13 protein-coding genes are annotated in these 17,239 nt (G+C 52.4%); 5 read left to right on the forward strand and 8 right to left on the reverse strand.

Going from position 1 to position 17,239, the window contains the following annotated elements; genetic code table 11:
- The 3 genes from VFS25_RS14805 to VFS25_RS14815 all read right to left on the reverse strand — a co-directional run.
- Nucleotides 1-1,434 (reverse strand): GMC family oxidoreductase (locus VFS25_RS14805; RefSeq protein ID WP_326462938.1); only part of this gene is annotated, 1,434 nt, incomplete at its 3' end.
- A gap of 151 nt (nt 1,435-1,585) precedes the next feature.
- Nucleotides 1,586-2,737 carry a CapA family protein gene (locus VFS25_RS14810; protein WP_326462939.1) on the reverse strand — a complete coding sequence of 384 codons (1,152 nt, stop codon included), beginning with the start codon at nt 2,735-2,737 and terminating at the stop codon, nt 1,586-1,588.
- Nucleotides 2,738-2,908: 171 nt separating this feature from the next.
- Nucleotides 2,909-5,284: an ABC transporter permease gene (locus VFS25_RS14815; RefSeq protein ID WP_326462940.1), complete on the reverse strand. Its 2,376-nt coding sequence runs from the start codon at nt 5,282-5,284 to the stop codon at nt 2,909-2,911.
- 233 nt (nt 5,285-5,517) lie between these two features.
- On the opposite strand from VFS25_RS14815, the gene VFS25_RS14820 reads away from it, so the two are divergent.
- The gene (locus VFS25_RS14820; protein ID WP_326462941.1) at nt 5,518-6,672 is read left to right on the forward strand and encodes a putative sensor domain DACNV-containing protein; all 1,155 of its coding nucleotides are present in this window, start codon (nt 5,518-5,520) and stop codon (nt 6,670-6,672) included.
- An 81-nt stretch (nt 6,673-6,753) separates the two neighbouring features.
- Here the strand turns inward: VFS25_RS14820 and VFS25_RS14825 are convergent, their stop codons facing one another.
- From VFS25_RS14825 to VFS25_RS14835, 3 genes are all read right to left on the reverse strand, one after another.
- Nucleotides 6,754-7,581, reverse strand: a complete 828-nt coding sequence (locus VFS25_RS14825) for a hypothetical protein (RefSeq protein ID WP_326462942.1) — start codon at nt 7,579-7,581, stop codon at nt 6,754-6,756.
- A gap of 127 nt (nt 7,582-7,708) precedes the next feature.
- Complete coding sequence (locus VFS25_RS14830) at nt 7,709-8,542, reverse strand: oxidoreductase (RefSeq protein ID WP_326462943.1); 834 nt, start codon at nt 8,540-8,542, stop codon at nt 7,709-7,711.
- A gap of 81 nt (nt 8,543-8,623) precedes the next feature.
- Nucleotides 8,624-9,535 (reverse strand): helix-turn-helix transcriptional regulator, encoded by a 912-nt coding sequence (locus tag VFS25_RS14835; protein ID WP_326462944.1) that lies wholly within the window; start codon nt 9,533-9,535, stop codon nt 8,624-8,626.
- Nucleotides 9,536-9,594: 59 nt separating this feature from the next.
- Here VFS25_RS14835 and VFS25_RS14840 point away from each other — a divergent pair, with 59 nt between their 5' ends.
- The 3 genes from VFS25_RS14840 (at nt 9,595) to VFS25_RS14850 (ending at nt 12,344) form a co-directional block, all read left to right on the forward strand.
- Entirely contained in the window at nt 9,595-10,596 is a 1,002-nt protein-coding gene (locus VFS25_RS14840) for a phosphotransferase enzyme family protein (protein ID WP_326462945.1), read from the forward strand.
- A gap of 19 nt (nt 10,597-10,615) precedes the next feature.
- Nucleotides 10,616-10,954 carry a hypothetical protein gene (locus VFS25_RS14845; protein ID WP_326462946.1) on the forward strand — a complete coding sequence of 113 codons (339 nt, stop codon included), beginning with the start codon at nt 10,616-10,618 and terminating at the stop codon, nt 10,952-10,954.
- 553 nt (nt 10,955-11,507) lie between these two features.
- Nucleotides 11,508-12,344 (forward strand): CvfB family protein, encoded by an 837-nt coding sequence (locus VFS25_RS14850; protein ID WP_326462947.1) that lies wholly within the window; start codon nt 11,508-11,510, stop codon nt 12,342-12,344.
- A 146-nt stretch (nt 12,345-12,490) separates the two neighbouring features.
- Here the strand turns inward: VFS25_RS14850 and VFS25_RS14855 are convergent, their stop codons facing one another.
- Nucleotides 12,491-13,861, reverse strand: a complete 1,371-nt coding sequence (locus VFS25_RS14855) for a DEAD/DEAH box helicase (protein ID WP_326462948.1) — start codon at nt 13,859-13,861, stop codon at nt 12,491-12,493.
- A gap of 489 nt (nt 13,862-14,350) precedes the next feature.
- On the opposite strand from VFS25_RS14855, the gene VFS25_RS14860 reads away from it, so the two are divergent.
- Nucleotides 14,351-15,118 (forward strand): hypothetical protein, encoded by a 768-nt coding sequence (locus VFS25_RS14860; RefSeq protein WP_326462949.1) that lies wholly within the window; start codon nt 14,351-14,353, stop codon nt 15,116-15,118.
- A gap of 102 nt (nt 15,119-15,220) precedes the next feature.
- On the opposite strand, the gene VFS25_RS14865 is transcribed toward VFS25_RS14860, so the two are convergent.
- Nucleotides 15,221-16,999 carry a glycoside hydrolase family 2 protein gene (locus VFS25_RS14865; protein ID WP_326462950.1) on the reverse strand — a complete coding sequence of 593 codons (1,779 nt, stop codon included), beginning with the start codon at nt 16,997-16,999 and terminating at the stop codon, nt 15,221-15,223.
- Nucleotides 17,000-17,239 lie beyond the last annotated feature (240 nt).

Here is a 17,239-nt window from a genome sequence, read left to right on the forward strand (position 1 = left end):
AAAGTCTTTGATCATCTTCTCATCATTGTCGTCATAATCAACAGACATTACCAGCAGGGGAATGCCCCACTGGTCGTGCTGGTCTTTGCTTAAACGTACATGGTTGGTGTATTTGGGAATGGTTTCGCCCTGCATGTACATGTACACGTGCCAGCCGCCCGGTTCCGTGAGCGCCTGCTTATAATCCGGGCCAACGGCTGCCGTAGCGCGCGATGTATCAAGCCGCTGGCGGTAGGCGCCCATGAAAGTGGTGAAGCCGCCTACGTAGTCGGTGTCCTGCTTTTCCAGGTTGCGGTAATTGGCAAGAATGGGTTCTGTGGGGTTGCGGCCGTAGTAGTAGCGGTCTTCCATACCATCCAGCGTAGCGTTTACAGAAGCGCGGTAGTTATGAAAGGCCACGTAATGCCCCAGCAGGCCGTTGTCGTTGCCCAGCCCCTGGGGGAAACGGCGCGATACGGAGTTGAGCAGCACCAGGTTGCTGTTCAGCGCCGATGCGTTCACGAAAATAACGCTGGCGTAATACTCCGTGGCGGCATGGGTATTGGCGTCTATTACGCGCACGCCAACGGCCTTGCCCAGCCGTTCGTCGTAAATAATAGAATGCACTACGGAAAAAGGACGTATGGTTAAATGCCCGGTTTTCTGCGCCCAGGGCAGGGTAGATGATACGGAGCTGAAGTAGCCGCCAAAGGGGCAACCCCGCATGCACAGGTTGCGCGCCTGGCATTTTACGCGGCCCTGCTGCAGGTGTATGGGTTTGGGCTGTGTAATGTGCGCCCAGCGGGCATGTACCAGGTGGCGGTCTTTATAATGCGTTTTAATGCTTTGCTGCACCAGCGCCTCTGCGCAGTTCAGCTCAAAGGGCGGCAGAAACGAGCCGTCGGGCATGGCGGCAATGCCGTCGCGGGTGCCGCATACGCCAATAAATTCCTCTACATGGGTGTACCAGGGCGCAACATCATCGTAGCCGATAGGCCAGCCAATGCCGTAGCCGTAGCGTTTTGGGGCGGTAAATTCAAAAGGGCTCCAGCGCTGGCAGGCGCGGCCCCAGGTAAGGGATTTGCCGCCCACCTGGTAGCCCCTGATCCAGTCGAACGGTTTCTCCTGTATGTAGGGATGATCTTTGTCTTTGATAAAAAAGTGCGCGGTATCTTCTCCAAAGCCGGCTGCTTTGCTGATGAGGGGATTTTCCTGCAGGAAGGTTTTGGTCATTTGCCCGCGGTGGGTGAATTCCCAGGGCGCTTTGGTAGCAGTGGGATAGTCTTTGTTATGCACTACGTTGCGGCCCCTTTCCAGCACCAGGGTATGCAGGCCCTGGTCGCACAGCGCTTTGGCGGCCCATCCGCCGCTGATGCCGGAGCCTATTACAATAGCGTCGTAGGTGTTGGCTGCCTTGCCTTTGGCATTAATGTTAAAGTGGTGCTGGTGTATCATAACCGGTGGAATGCTTATAACTCAATGTACTGTTTTAGGCGCTAAAAAGAAAGCGCTGCTGTTGATTAACGCCGCTACCCGTTAAAATATTGGGCTTATGGCCCATATCCTTTAAGGTGTCAGCTGCGCCTGCTTAATAGCCATACGGATGTTAACGGTTAAAGGTTAAGTTCTGCAGGGTGGTGCTGTCGTGCATGCCGGCGTTCACATTGGTAAAGCCAAAGTCTTCTGCCGAAAGGCGGTGTATCATCTTATACGCCAGCATGGCGCTGTCGGGCACAGGAACGCCTTCGCCCGTTTGTATAAAGGAAAATATTTTCTGGTCAACCAGCGCGCCTTTATCCGTGATTTTTACCTGCAGCAGCGGCGCTATATTATAGGGATGTTTAAGATTGAACAGGTGATAGGTGGCAAAGTTGCCCAGGCTGTAGGCGATCAGCTTTTCTTTATATACCTCCATACCCCGCGCCACATGCGGGCCGGAGCCCAATACCATATCCGCGCCGGCATCTACGCACAGGTGTGCAAAGTGCATTACATCGCCGCGGTCCTGGCCTAAAAATATCTCCCGCTTTTTTGGGGTATGCGTGCGCGTAGTACCTTCTGCGCCGCCGTGAAAGAACACGATGAGCACATCGCACAGGTTTCTTACCTGTGCAATATACGCCTGCACCAGCGAGTCGTTGTTCATGTTCAGGCAGTTGCGGTGCGGCGCAAAGGAAACAAAGCCCAGGCGGGCGTTGCGTACGGTAAGCGTATCAAAGGGATGTTGCGTAATGCCGCTGGTACGGATATTATTACTGTGCAAAAATTCAAGCGTGTGCTGCACGCCGGCATAGCCAAAGTCGTAAGAGTGATTGTTGGAAAGGTTCAGGTATTCAAAGCCGGCTTCTTTATACCACTTTGCATATTTCAGCGGCGTGCAAAATGCAAAGCACTGTGTTAGGCCGCATTGTTTGTACACGGTAGCGCTGTCAGATACCGCGCTTTCAAGATTGCCGATGCGCAGGTCTGTTTGGCGCAGCAGGGGCATGGCATGCTGCAGTATATTTCCTTCTTCGGGCAGGGGTAAGTATATGGAAGATGGATAGCTGGAGCCTACCATCATATCTCCTACAACAGAAATGCTGATGGTGTCCGGCGCGGGCGGCTGCACAATTACCGTATCTAAAACCAGCAGGCGTTTGCCGTGCATGATACCGGCGCCGGGATTTCCTGCAAAAAGGCAGGGGATGGTTACCAGGCCAATTACGTTGTAGGTAAGTAACCGGAGGTTTTTTACAACCTGTGTGTTTTCGGGCATAGGAGGGATGAATAGTAAATATCTTTTGCGGGGTTATATTACAAATATATAAAAGATATTTAATGTTTGCACAGTGTGTCCGTAATAGTTATTCACAATCGCGGCTGCTGTGTGCAAATATCCCGTTGCAGTTTTTTAAATGCCTGATAACGAACGGTTGCCTGTTGTCATTTATTCCGCGCGTAAACTTTTCACGGGGTTTGACAATGCCGTTTTTATTGCCTGGTAGCTAACGGTAGACAATGCAATCACTAACGCGCCCGCACCTACGGAAAGGAAAATGATCCACGAAATATGCGTGCGGTACTCATACTGCAGCAGCCATTTGTGCAGGAAATACCAGGCCACGGGCGTAGCCAGGCAGCAGGAGAGCAGCACCAGCAGGGCAAAGTCTTTCGACAGCATTTGCCACAGGTTAAAAACCGATGCACCCAGCACTTTACGGATGCCCACCTCTTTGGTGCGCTGTTCTGCAATAAAGGATGCCAGCCCAAACAATCCCAGACAGCTGATGATAATGGCCAGCGCTGCAAATACCGTGGCCAGCTTTGCAATGCGTTCCTCTGCATTGAACTTGGTAGCATATTCCTGGTTAACAAACGTGTATTCAAAAGGTGCGGCAGGGTTGTACTGCTTAAAAACGGTTTCCATTTTCTTCAGCGCATCCTGCACCGTTAAATGCGGGTTTATCCGGATATTGATGTAGTTGCCGCCTTCGTGCAGGATAGAGAAAACCGTGGGCGGGATGGACTGGAAAGGGGAGGTCATGACCATATCCTGCGCAACGCCGATCACATGGTAATCTTTGCCCTCCCAGCGGATCTGCATGCCTATGGGTTCTTTTAATCCCATGTATTTTATGGCGGCTTCATTCAGTATCATGGCCATGGAGTCGGACGCGAACGCTTTGCTGAAATCGCGGCCCTTCGTAATCTTCCAGCCAACAGCATTGCCATACTCGTGGCGCACCGGTATGGTGGCCAGTGCGGGCTGGAACGACGGGTCTTTGCCGGCCCATTCAAAGCCGCTGGTACCGGCCCATATATCGGTAATGGGCGCCTGTGACTCCGCCATTTCGGTGATCACATTTTGCGCTAACAATGTATTGCGGATAATGTCGTAGTGCTTGTATATCTCCGGCGTGGTTTCGTGTATGGCAACCAGGCCTTCACGCTGGTAGCCTACGGGCCGGTGCTTGCCAAACTGTATTTGCCGGTATACGATCACGGTGCCTGTAATGAGCAGTACCGATACGGTGAACTGCACCACAACCAGCACCTTGCGCGGCAGCGCGGCCAGCCGGCCGGTGCGGAAAGTGCCTTTCAATACCTTTACCGGCTGAAAAGAGGAAAGGTATATTGCCGGGTAGCTGCCCGCAATAAAGCCGGTGAACAATGAAAAGCCGATGGCGGCAGTCCACCACCATGCATTGCCCCAGGGGAAGGCAATCTGTTTACCGGCCACGGTGTTGAACCAGGGCAGCGCCGCCAGTACAAATATAACCGACAGTACAAACGCCAGCAGCGCCATTAGTACCGACTCGCTGTAGAACTGGCCTACCAGCTGCGCGCGCAGCGAGCCAATGGCTTTGCGGATGCCTACTTCCCTGGCGCGTTTCTCGGAACGGGCCGTGCTAAGGTTCATGAAGTTGATGCAGGCCAGCAGCAATACAAACACGCCTATGATGCCAAACAGCCACACGTAGGTAATAAGCCCGCCTTTGTTCACGCCGTTCTCAAAGTTGGAATACAGGTGCCACTTGCGCATGGGATGCAGGAACAGGGAGGTTTTATAATCTTCCGGGGGATGCTTGCGCTCTAATACGCCGCTGATCTTTGCAGATACCTTGTCCATATCCGTGTTATCCGCTATTTGCACATATAGTTCGGAAATGTTGAATTCCCAGTTGTCTTTCTCATTCTTCAGCCATTGCCAGGTATCAATATATTTATCCCAGGCGCCAAAAAAGGCAGTGTTGTGCCAGTGGCTGTTAACCGGCATATCTTCGTACACGCCGGTCACCTTCAGGGAAATAATGTTGGTAATGCGCACCAGCTTTCCCATGGGGTTCTGGCTGCCGAACAGCTTCTTAGCCAGCGATTGCGACAGTAAAATGGAACTGGGGTCACTAAGGCCGTTGCGGGAGCCCTGCAGCATGCGGAAGGTGAACATCTCCGGCCCGTCGGGCTCAATAAAGCAGCCCCGCTGCGTGAACTTGTTATCGCCTGCGGCAATGGTGTATTCGCCGCCGCCGGCCCTTGCTACGTATTTAAAATCATCCGGGTACGACATGCGCAGCTCCTGGCCTAATGGAATGGGCTGTGAGTTGAAAGCGCCGGCATCCTTGCCATTTGTTGCATACTGCCATACCTCCGCAATACGCGGGTAGTGCTCATAGTATTTGTTAAAGGAAAGCTCGTCCCATACCCATAACCCGATCATCATGGTAACGGCCATGCCCATAGAGAGGCCGAAAATATTGATGAAGGAAAAGGTTTTGTGTTTGAGCAGGTTGCGCAGGGCTACCTTCATGTAGTTCTTTAACATAGGCACGCGTTTAATGGCGGAATTTATGGAAGGAAGATATACAAACAGGTTGCCATATTTTAAGGTCCGCTGTAGCAGCGGGACGAAGGCGCCGCAGGGAGGCGTGTTGTGTTCATAAGCGAACGAATGCGTCCGGAAACGGACAGGGCCGCCCGGCCGGTTTTCCTCACCCGCACACTGATTTCCGGTTTGTTTAAAAACGTAAATTTGCTTATGGCCTTAACCAATTTAGTATGGAACTGACGTATGAAACCACCTACCAGGCAGCTGGTAAGGTTGCCGACACAATAGCATCGATCTTATTGAAACATCAGGCAGCCGCTTATGAAAACGGGGAGCAGAACCTGGCGGCTGTGCCGGAGGCATGGGTTGTAGAGAAAATGATTGACGTAGCCTTTTGGGCCAGCCTCCGTAAAGAAGAGGGCAATGCCACCAAATTATCCCTGGCCTTTCTGCCGCCTTCCCAGGCCGGCAAACCCCTGCTGTTTGCACAGCCTTTGCAGCTGAACTCAAAAACCCTCAGCAAGCTGGCCCCCGGCGTAGAGCGCGCCGGCGTGCATGTAGGCGTATGGTATAAAGGCACCGAACTGTATATCTGGGGCACTACCATTAAGCTGCCCGACTACTGTTTTGTGCTGGATGTATCTGAACCGGCCCTGCTGGTAGTAAAGCAGCGCCGCATTATCGGGCTGGGTAAGTTTATGAACGTGGCCGTGCTGCGCGGCGACCAGGTAAAAGTGGTGGACGAGAACAGCGGCCTGCTGCCCGACAGCCCCGCCATTCTTACATCGCTGCTGGGGCTTAGCTACTCTGCCGTTTGGAACGACCCCGTGAATGTGCTCATACAAATAGCAGTGTCTATGCGGGCGCACGGGCGGGGCGGCATTTTGCTGGTAACGCCTTCCCGGCACGACAAATGGAAGAACTCCATTGTGCATCCCCTGCAATACCCCGTTATACCGGCCTTTTCCGGGGTGGCCGACCTGGTGGGGAACAACTGCAATAAAGTAAGCGTAAGCGATATTTACTGGCAAAACGCCCTGCGCCGCGAGGTGGAGAACATTACCGGCCTTACCGCCGTGGATGGCGCCACTGTTATTAATGACCGCCATCAGCTGCTGACTTTCGGCGCCAAAATCATGCGGGCGCATGATGCCACGCCTGTAGAACAGGTGCTTTTCATGGAGCCGGTAATGGACGGCAGCCCGCGGCTGCTGCACCCTTCCAGCCTGGGCGGCACCCGGCATCTTTCAGCCGCGCAGTTCGTGCATGACCAGCGCGACTCGCTGGCGCTGGTAGCTTCGCAGGACGGCTACTTTACCGTGTTCTCCTGGTCAAAGGAAGCAAACACGGTACAGGCGCACCGGATTGATGTGCTGCTATTGTAAAAGAAGAACAGCCATTGTTATAAAACAGTAGTGCCGTATCTATACAGGTGCGGCACTGCTGTTCCGGTATTAAACGCCGGTTTACTGCTGCAGGTAAGTAATGCGGAATTGCTCCGTACCGGGAACTACATCGCCCGATTGCGTTCTTGTATAGCTTACCGGGTAGTTTTGCGCATTATACACATAGTCAAACGTATATTGTTTGGTAGATTGAACGGCGCCGTTGTTATAAGCTACAATCTTCCTTTCTACCGGGTTATTTTCTGCCAGGTAAAAATAGAGGTCCTCCTGCAGAACGGGCACCAGGTGCACGCCCTGGTAAGCGCTCTTTTTATTATCATATTTATAAGTGATCACCAGGCTGTCGGAGGTTTCCCTGCCTGCATCAATATTAGTGTCTTTCCGTTTAACCGGGTTATTGTTTTCGTAGGTGATGGTGGTTCTGTAATTTTCTTCTGATGAAGACAGGTAGTGTATTGTGGTTAGCTGACCTTTGCTGTTATATACCAGTGAATCCAGGTTGTCGGGGCTATAAACCACCTTTACCAGCTGTTTGGCGCTGTTGTAAATGAAGGTATTGCCCGGAGTGCCGGTATTACCGGACTGCCAGTTGGTGGTAACATAAAAGGCTGCCGGCAGCCCGCTCTCATAATGTGGAAACCAGGACATCCCGTTGAGAATAGTATTATCGTTGGCGCTCAGCTGCAGGCTTAGCACGTGCTGCAGGGTCATGTCGCTGTTGTATTTGAATACAACGCTGTCGCTGGTGCTGGCTACGGTGCTAACATAAGCAATATCGCCGGCAGGCGTGTTGATGTTTGTGCCGGGGTTTACATTCTCATTTTTGTCTTTTGAACAGGCCGTGAATAACAGGGCAATGCCTAAAAGGGAAAGTGGAATTGTTCTCATAGGTTCCTTATTTTTTGGAACGCAAAGGTATATATTTATAAAATAGTATATGCGTATAATATATGGGGGAAGAAAAAAAGTCCTGCACAGTTGAAGTGCAGGACTTTTTCATTCCGGCCGGTTGCGCTTAATAATCCGTTGCGGTGGTTATTGCTTCCCATGCTTTATACTCATTGCCTAACTGTTCCAGTTTATTAAAGGCCCGCTTGTAGGCATCGGTACCCAGCAGCAGGAGCTCGGGCGGGTTAGGCATTGTGGTAATGCGTATCATGGCGGCTACGGCCTTTTCCGGGTCGCCGGCCTGGGCGCCGTCCATCTGCAGGAACCGCTGGTGCATTTCATGCACGGCCGTATAATCCGGAATGTGGTTGCCGGTGATCACTATTGATCCGGGATCCAGGAAGTTGGTGCGGAAGGCGCCGGGCGCCACCACCGTTACCTTTATGCCCAACTCTTTTACATCGGCGGCCAGCACTTCGGAAAGCCCTATGATGGCATGCTTGGCAGCGGCGTAAATAGCCCAGCCGGCAACAGCCGTAATGCCCGCAATAGAGGCAATGTTAATGATATGGCCGGAGCGCTGCGCGCGCAGGTAAGGCAGCGCCTTGCGGATCACGTTAATGGTACCGAAAACATTTACGTCAAAGCCCTGGCGTACTTCCGTGTCCGTTAACTCCTCCAGGCTGCCGCCAATGCCATACCCGGCGTTATTCACCACCACATCCAGGCGGCCGAATTTATCCACCGTTTGCTGTAATGCTTTTGCTACGCTGTTTTCATCGGCCAGGTTCACCTGCAGGGGTAAAAAGGAGGCGCCCACCGTACCAACAGCAGCAGCCAGCTCCTGCGCACTGCGGGAGGTAGCGGCTACCTGGTGGCCGGCAGCCAGCAGCTGTTTTACGAAGCTCAATCCCAGGCCTTTGGAAGCGCCGGTTATGAACCATACTTGTTGCTTGTCCATCGTTAAACAATTTTGATGGAGCAAAGTTAGGCGCAGGGCTGCTCCCCGCCATTACAGCTATCAAACAAATGGTTGCATAATTCAAACAACCCGGTAAGCAGAAGGGGTAATGCTGGTATGCTTCTTAAAGAAGTTGTTGAAGTGGGAGGGCTCTTCAAACCCCAGGCAGTAGCCTATTTCGGAAACGTTCCAGTCGGTATGCCGCAGCAGTGATTTGGCTTCGCTCACCAGCCGCTCGGAAATGCGCTCCGTGGTGGTTTTGCCGGTGGTAACGCGGATGGCCCTGTTCAGGTGGTTCACGTGCACCGACAGCTGTGCTGCAAAGTCTTTCGCAGAACGCATCATAAAACGCTGCGACGGGCTTTCGATAGGAAACTGCCGTTCCAGCAGCTCGGTAAATACCGCGCAAATGCGGGAGTTGGCGTCCGGGTGCTGGTAAAGGTTTTCCGAAGGCTGCGTTTTAATGGCAAAGTGCGTAAGCTCCATCACATAATTGCGCAGCAGATCGTATTTATAGATGTAGTCGCTGTTGATCTCTTCCAGCATTTTTTGATACAGAACGCTCACATGCGCATCCTGCTCAGGGGTAAGCAGGTAGGCGGGCTTACCGCCGGGCGCATACATGGGCAGCTCGTTGAGGTTGTTACGGGTACGGTCTGAGAAAAAGGTTTCGCTGAAGATGCAGAAAAAGCCGGTTGAATCGCCCGACACATTCTCCCAGGTATAAGGCACCTGGGGATTGGTGAACAGCAGCGTGCTGCCATTTACCCGCAGGCTTTTATCGGCATAATGGTAAATATTCTCGCCCCGGATCAGGGTAATTTTATAGAAATCCCGGCGCCGGTATTTCACCGGCGTACCATGCGGGCCTACGCAGTCCTCCAGGCGGAACACGTTAAAATGCCCGATGTCCTGCTGCAGGTTATTGGGCAGGAAATTAAATTTATGCTGGTAAAATTCCTGTAGGCTTTCTGTATTGGATCTGTTGGACATAGACCCAAAGTTACGAAATGCAAACTTTATCTATTACCTTACAGGCTCAATTTTAACCCATGACTACTTTCCCCGTACAGTACTCCACGCTCTCGACCCGGGCCCTGGAAGCATTTATCATACAACAATATGGGGAGCCTGCCCTTACCTGCCGCCTGCTGCTGAAAGGCGTAAGCGATACCTACCTGGTTGAAAAATGCGGCCAGCCCCGCTACATCTTCAAGGTGTACCGCCGCAAACACCGCAGCCTGTACGAAATACAGGGCGAAGTAGAGCTGCTGAACCACCTGCATGAAGGCGGCGCCGCGGTAGCCTATCCCATTGCCGACCGCGAAGGCCGGCAAATACAGGACTTCAACGCTCCTGAAGGCCTCCGCCACGGCGTGCTGTTCAGCTATGCCCAGGGACAGCCCGTGTATGACCTCACCACCCGCCAGCTGCAGCTGCTGGGCCGCGAAATGGCGCGCGTGCATAACATCACATCCGCTATCACCCTTACGCATGAACGGGAAACGTTTGACATACAACGCCTGCTGCTGCAACCCCTGCAGGTGCTGGCGCCTGCCTATAAAGACTACCCTGAAGGTTATACGTACCTGACTACCACCGCGGAAAAAGTAGTGGACCGGCTAAACGCCCTGCCCACTGCGGATTTCAGCACCGGCTATGTGCAGTACGACTTTCTGCCCAAGAACTTTCACTTTGACGCATCCGACCGCATTACCTTCTTTGATTTTGACTTTGCCGGCAAAGGATGGCTGGCAAATGACCATGCGTCGTTTTTCATACATTTCTTCTTTCATGTGGCGCATAACAAAATCACACCCGCCGATGCTGACCGCGACTTTGCCATATTTATTGCCGCCTACCGCAGCGTGCGCGGCTTTTCCGACGCGGAGCTGACTGCCGTGCCTTACCTGGGGTTCATCTTCTGGATATTTTACCTTGCTTACCAGTACGAACATTTTGAGGACTGGTCTAACTTCTTTTTCAGCAACCGGTACCTGGTGGAGCGGGTAGGGGTAATACGGAGATACACCGAGCTGCATTGTGCATTGTGAATACGTTTAAACAAATTATATGGCTACCATTACAGATGCATTCATGATGGAAATGCTTCCCAAAACAAAAAGCTACACCATCGTAATACTGCAAAACGGCCCTAACCGCGAAATGCCTGGCGCGGATAAGATTATCTGGGAGCACGGGCGTAATAATTTTTCCATGCGGGAGGAGGGTGTATTGTCTATTGTATGCCCGGTCAGGGATGAGTCGACGGTATGCGGGGTAGGGATTTTTAATGCCGGCGTGGAGGAAGTTACAAAGCTGATGGATGAAGATCCTGGAGTGAAGGCAGGGATTTTTGTTTATACCGTGCATCCGTGCAGGAGTTTTCCGGGAGATCGTTTGCCGGGGTAAGATTATGCGCAGGTTATTGAAATTTCCCGCGTATAGGTTGCTGAAAGTCCGCTTATGTTTTTGAAGTTCCTTGCGGGTAGATTATTGAAAGCGCTTTTACGTTTTTGAAATCCCTTACACCGTAGGTCCAATCCCGGCCTGCGCCCGCCTGTGTGGATGACTATTGGGCCCCGGAGGTCGTACAGGCATCGGGGCAGGATGGGGCGGTATCAAGCGTGGCACGCCGGCCAAGGGCCGGTTATTGGAACCTACGGCGGCGCGGGAGGTCACCGAAGGCGGTGGTGCAAACAGGACGCCTTCTACCGTTGCATGCTGCTTTTTTATACTCCTCCATCTTCTCTTTACTTTACTTTCTCCTCACTGTTTACTGTTTACTACTCACTGCCTACTTTCCGTTCTCTGTTTTGCGTTCCATCTCTTCTGCTTTCTTCTCTTCTTTCTACCCAATGTCTTTGTTCTTTTCTTCTCTTTCGTTATCCTTTTGCTTTCTGCTTTTCGCTTTCCGCTTTATATTACCTTTGCGGGATTAATCATCTACTATTAACTATAAGGCATGATAAACATTGGTGCGTACAACCAGCTGAAGGTGAAGAAGACATCGGACTTTGGCGTGTTCCTGGATGGCGGCGAGCAGGAAATACTGCTGCCTAAACGGTATGTGCCGGCAGGCACCAAGCCGGGCGATGAGCTGGAAGTGTTCCTGTACCACGACTCCGAGAACCGCCTCATTGCTACCACCGACCGGCCCAAAGGCGTAGTGGGCGACATCCTGCTGCTGAAGGCTGTGGATGATACCGACCAGGGCGCTTTCCTGGACTGGGGCCTTATGAAAGACCTGTTTGTACCCAAATCCCAACAGCTGAGCCGCATGCGCAAAGGACAGGAATACCTGGTGCGCATCTATATCGATAACCTCACCGGCCGTATTGCCGCCACTGAAAAAATAGATCCTTACCTCAGTAACAAACAGCTGACCATTAAAGAAATGGACCCGGTAGATATGATCGTATACCGCCGCACCCAACTGGGCTACGTGGTGATCATCAACCAGCAGCATACCGGCCTGCTGCATTTTAATGAAGTATTCCGCCCGCTGGATATTGGCGAGCGCCTGCAGGGCTTTGTGAAAAAGATCAAGGAAGATAACAAGATCGACGTGGTACTGGGCCAGGCCGGCTACAAGAAGGTGGAAGATGAAGGCGCCAAAATATTGCGGCTGCTGCGCGAAAACAACGGCTACCTGCCTTATCATGATAAATCAGACCCCGAAGCAATCTATGCCTTCTTTGGCATGAGCAAAAAGACCTTTAAAATGACTACCGGTAGCCTGTACAAACAGCACAAGATAGCGTTTACGCAAACCGGCATAAAGCTGCTGGAAGAAGAGTGAGGATAAGTTAAGCGGCACACCCGCCGCTAACACGGGCATTGGCCAGGCGCTGAGGTAAAGGCGGTTGCATACAAGCTGTGCCTGCACCACAGCACACCGGTCACCGGTAAGTGCTTACGGCACCTTCCTGCATTGATTTCCGCTGCTTATTGCGCCGGCGGGCCGGAAGGAGGACGGTTATAGCGTTTAGGCTTGCCCGGATGTTTGCGGCTGCCTTCGGAGCGGGAGCCCGCAGCGCCGTTTTCTCCAGCCCTTGGCTGGTTATTATGGTGGCCGGATTTGTTGTTATTACCATGGCCGCCCTGGCCGGGTTTGCGGTGGTTGCCCTTGCGCCGTGGCTTATCCCGGCCGCCGCCTTCGGAACGCGGCTTCATTTCAGGCGCAGGCCCTATTTCCGGGGGAATAACGCCACGGGGAATAGGACGGCCCAGGGTTCTTTCTATACGGGCAAAGCGGCCCATTTCCTTTCCGCTTACAAACGTATAGGCAGTGCCTTCGGATGCGGCACGGGCCGTACGGCCAACACGGTGAATGTAATCTTCCGCGTCTTTGGGCACGTCGTAGTTAAGTACCAGGTCAATGTCTTCTATGTCTATGCCCCGGCTCAGGATGTCGGTGGCTACCAGTATCTTCAGCTTTTTGTTCTTGAAGTCGAGCAGCGCCTGCTCGCGTTTTTCCTGCTCCAGGTCGGAGTGGATGAGATCTATGGAAAACTTGGCGCGGTGCAGCTCTGCATACAGCTGTTTTACATTCTGCTTGCTGGAGCAAAAGATGATAACGCTGTCGAACTGCCGGTGTGTAAGCACATGTTTAATGAGCGGTATCTTCTGCTGTTCGTGCACGATGAACACTTCCTGGGCTATCTTCTCATTGGCCTTGCCAAGCGCAATGGCAATGCCTACGGGATCGTGCAGTATTTTCATGGCCAGTTGCTTGATCTTGGCCGGCATGGTGGCGGAGAACATGAGGTTCTGCCGTTCTTTGGGCAGGTAAGAGATGATCTTGATAATGTCGTCATAAAAGCCCATGTCCAGCATGCGGTCGGCTTCGTCCAGCACCAGGTACCGGAGCTGTTTGATGTTCACATAGCCCATATTCAGGTGGGCGATCATGCGGCCGGGTGTGCAGATGACAATGTCAACGCCGGCAGCCAGCGCCTTTTTCTCAGCGGCAAAGTTGGCGCCGCCGGTGCCGCCGTAAACGGCTATGGAGCTGATGTCGGTATAATAGGTCAGTCCTTCCAGTGTTTGTGCTATCTGCATGGCCAGCTCGCGGGTAGGCACTATTACCAGCGCGTTGATACTGTGCTCGTCGCGCGGGTGGGTGAGCAGGTTATGCAGTACCGGTAAAAGGAAGGCGGCTGTTTTGCCGGTGCCGGTTTGCGCAGAGGCGAGAATGTCGCGGCCTTCAATGATAGGGGGTATTACCTGTTCCTGTACAGGGGTGGCGGTTTCGTAGCCCATTGCGTAAATACCATCCAGCAGATCGTCGTCAAAACCAAATTCGTGAAATTGCAAGGTTTCAGTGTGTTTTAAGTTGTAATTGTTTCGTCAGAGGTGCATTGTTCCCCATTATATACGATAGAAATCCAGTGAAGATAGGGGATTTTAGGGAAAAATTGTCTGGTTTTACCGGAAAATTGGTCTGAATGTCTACTGTTTTATCCGGATTTTGATTAGAACTTCATGTAAACAAAGATCGATAAACAAAGCTTTAAACTTACCGGTCACTACGGGTTCCTAGGCCCGGAAGTGTCTGTTATTTTGAGGATTATATCTATGTTCCGCTTTTCGAGGCGGAACTTTTTTTAATATAAGATAAACCGCTATGCTTTGGCATATATGGTAATACCGGCCTTTGGCTAACTGAAACCGGGTTTTCACCGGGTTTTATAAATTCCATCTTCCTTTTTTGTTAACCTTGTAGTTCAGCAGTCGATTGCCCGTACCGTGAAAGTTTGCCCCATCTGCATATAATCCTATTTTTCATTCACTAAAATTTCACTTATGGAAACACTACAAGGAACCCGCTCCTTTTGCGGCATTGTTATTTTAACCGCAGCCCTGCTGGCTACTGCCTGTAAAAAAGACGACCACCATTCCCCGCAACGTTCGCCCTGCCGCGTTTATCAGCTAACCGGCAACATTGATTTCGACCAGGACACCATCACCATTACCTACAACAACAAGGGCAACCCCGTGGAAATGAACAGGACGTATATCGGCACCGGCCGGCCCCGTTATGTATTCCGTTATGACAAGCACGACCGGTTAACAGACCTCATTGGCCTTTATGACCATCCTACCAGCTATGAGGTGAGGTTCCGCTTTGCGTATGATTTCAAGAACAGGATCAGCAGCGACACGCAGTATGTGATCGGCAACCTGGGCGATCCTGACTGGCCTGAATATATTAATGAATATACGTACGACGCCAGCGACCGTATCGTTCAACTCAGGCACAGAAGCCTGCTTTCACCGGATGCCCGCTGGACCAGCAACTACCATTATAACCAGGCGGGCAACCTGGAAAAGGTGACGGATGAATATGGCGCTGAAGTGTTCCGTTTTACCTACGGCGATAAGGTGAACGTGAACAGCCTGCATCCGCTGTGGCAGTTCCTGAGCCGCGATTACAGCCGCAATAACTCCGACGTAGCCCTTGCATATAACGATAAAGGGCTGCCGACCGAACTGGCGCAGGGAGCGAAGTTCAGCAGCTATTTCGCCAACCTGCAATTTGCGCAAATGAAGATAATTTATCAGTGCCGCTGATGTAGGGGGCGCTCGCTATTTTTACCGCCTTAATGCCCGGAATAGAAAACAGCTGACAGATAACCGCCAGCTGTTTTTATTTTATCCATATTGGGAATGCACTTATTCTTCCGTGGTTAAGGGCCCGTTCACGCTTTTCAGCTTACCGGCCGGCACCTTGGTTATTTCACGGTCGTAGGTCATGAGGCCGTTTACTTCCATTTCCACATCGGTGGTTTGGGTGTACACAGCGGCGGAAAGCCCTGCTTCTTTCAGCTTTTGCAGGCGTTCGCAATAGTGTTTGTAGGTATCAAACAGGTCATCCGCATTTTTAAAAGTGCGGTAGCCCCAGTTGTCTTTCTGCTGCCAGGTATGGCCGGTGAGGGGCAGCCCCAGGCCGCCGTATTCGCCCAGCACCAGTGCGCGGTCTTTGCCGAACAGGTCCGGGTGGGGCATGGCAGGGTCGGGATAGGCATGGAGGTCGATGATGTGGCCTACCGGGTAAAAGTTGCCGCCGCTGGCGCTGTTCACCAGGCGGGAGGGATCGTGCTCCATGGTCCATTTGGTGATTTCGGCTGTTTTGAACTGGCCCCAGGCTTCGTTAAAGGGCACCCATACCACAATGCAGGGGAAGGGTTGCAGGGCGTCCATAATGGCTTTCCATTCCGTGCGGTAAATGCTTTCGGAATTGGCGTCGCGGTTGCGGTCTGTAGCGCGGCCCAGCACGCCGGGACGGTTTTCCCAGTGGTTGCCAAGGTCGCCGCTGGGCATGTCTTGCCAAACCAGTATGCCCAGGGAGTCGGCGTAGCGGTACCAGCGGGCCGGTTCTACCTTAACGTGCTTGCGGATCATGTTAAAGCCCATGGCTTTTGTTTGAGTAAGATCGTACAGGAGGGCGGCGTCGGTAGGCGCGGTATAAAGGCCGTCGGGCCACCAGCCCTGGTCCAGCGGGCCAAACTGGAATACGAATTTGTTGTTCAGCAGCATACGCTGTATGCCTTTATCGTCGGGCGCAATGGAGATCTTGCGCATGGCGAAATAGCTTTTTACCTCATCTACCACCTTGCCTTTGCGGGTGATGGCTACCTGCAGGTTATAGAGGTACGGGTGTTCCGGCGACCATAATTTGGCATCCGGTATGTGCAGCGTTAGGGCGTTGCCGTTAGCGGATGTTTGCGCGGCCACCTGTTGGCCGTTGTCGAGTGCAGTTACCTTAATCACATCGCCGGGTAGCAGGTTGGGCGCATTTACGGTAAGCTGTAAGTCTTGTTTATCTATATCGGGCACGGGTTTCAGCGATGCAATGTAAGTGGGCGCCACAGGCTCTAACCATACGGTTTGCCAGATGCCGGTTACCGGTGTGTACCAGATGCCTTCGGGCTTTTTCACCTGTTTGCCGCGGGGCTGGGGACCATCATCGGTAGGGTCCCATACGCGCACGGTGATCTCCTGTGCGCCGCTTTTCTTCAGCAGGCCGGTAATGTCGAACGTAAAGGGATCGTACCCGCCTTTGTGTGTGCCGGCATGCCGGCCGTTAATGTATACATCGGCCTGCCAGTCGACCGCGCCAAAGTGCAGCAGCACATTTTTCTTCTTAAAAGCGGTGGGCAGGGTGAAGGTGCGTTTATACCAAACTGCCTGGTCTTTGCCCACGGTTTTGTTAACCCCTGATAACTGGGACTCTACCGGGTAGGGCACCTGTATATTGCCTGCATAAGCAGCCGGCGCGCCGGTTTGGCTGTTGGGCACCAGGGCATACTGCCAGGCGCCGTTGAGGTTCATCCAGGCACTGCGCATCATTTGCGGGCGTGGATATTCGGGCAGCGGCGTGGCGGCGGCTTTTGCGTCTTTTGCCCAGCGGGTTTGCAGGGTGCCGGTTTGGGCGGAGGCATGGTACGCCAAGCTACATAGGAACAATACACTTAGTATGAGCATGGTGTGAGTACGGTTACGTGGCATTTTTTAGCACTGAGTTTTAATGGTGAGGCGGGAAATTAATAATTAATAGTTAATAATTAATAATGAAGATGATAGCGGCGGAGGGATGGAGGAGGATCGGTATGTGCTTAAAAACAAACTCCCCGCGGTATTACCGGCAGGGGAGTTGTGCAGTTGGCATAAGGATTATGTTGACGATTGGCT

This window comes from Chitinophaga sp. (assembly GCF_035761305.1).
Lineage (GTDB): Bacteria > Bacteroidota > Bacteroidia > Chitinophagales > Chitinophagaceae > Chitinophaga.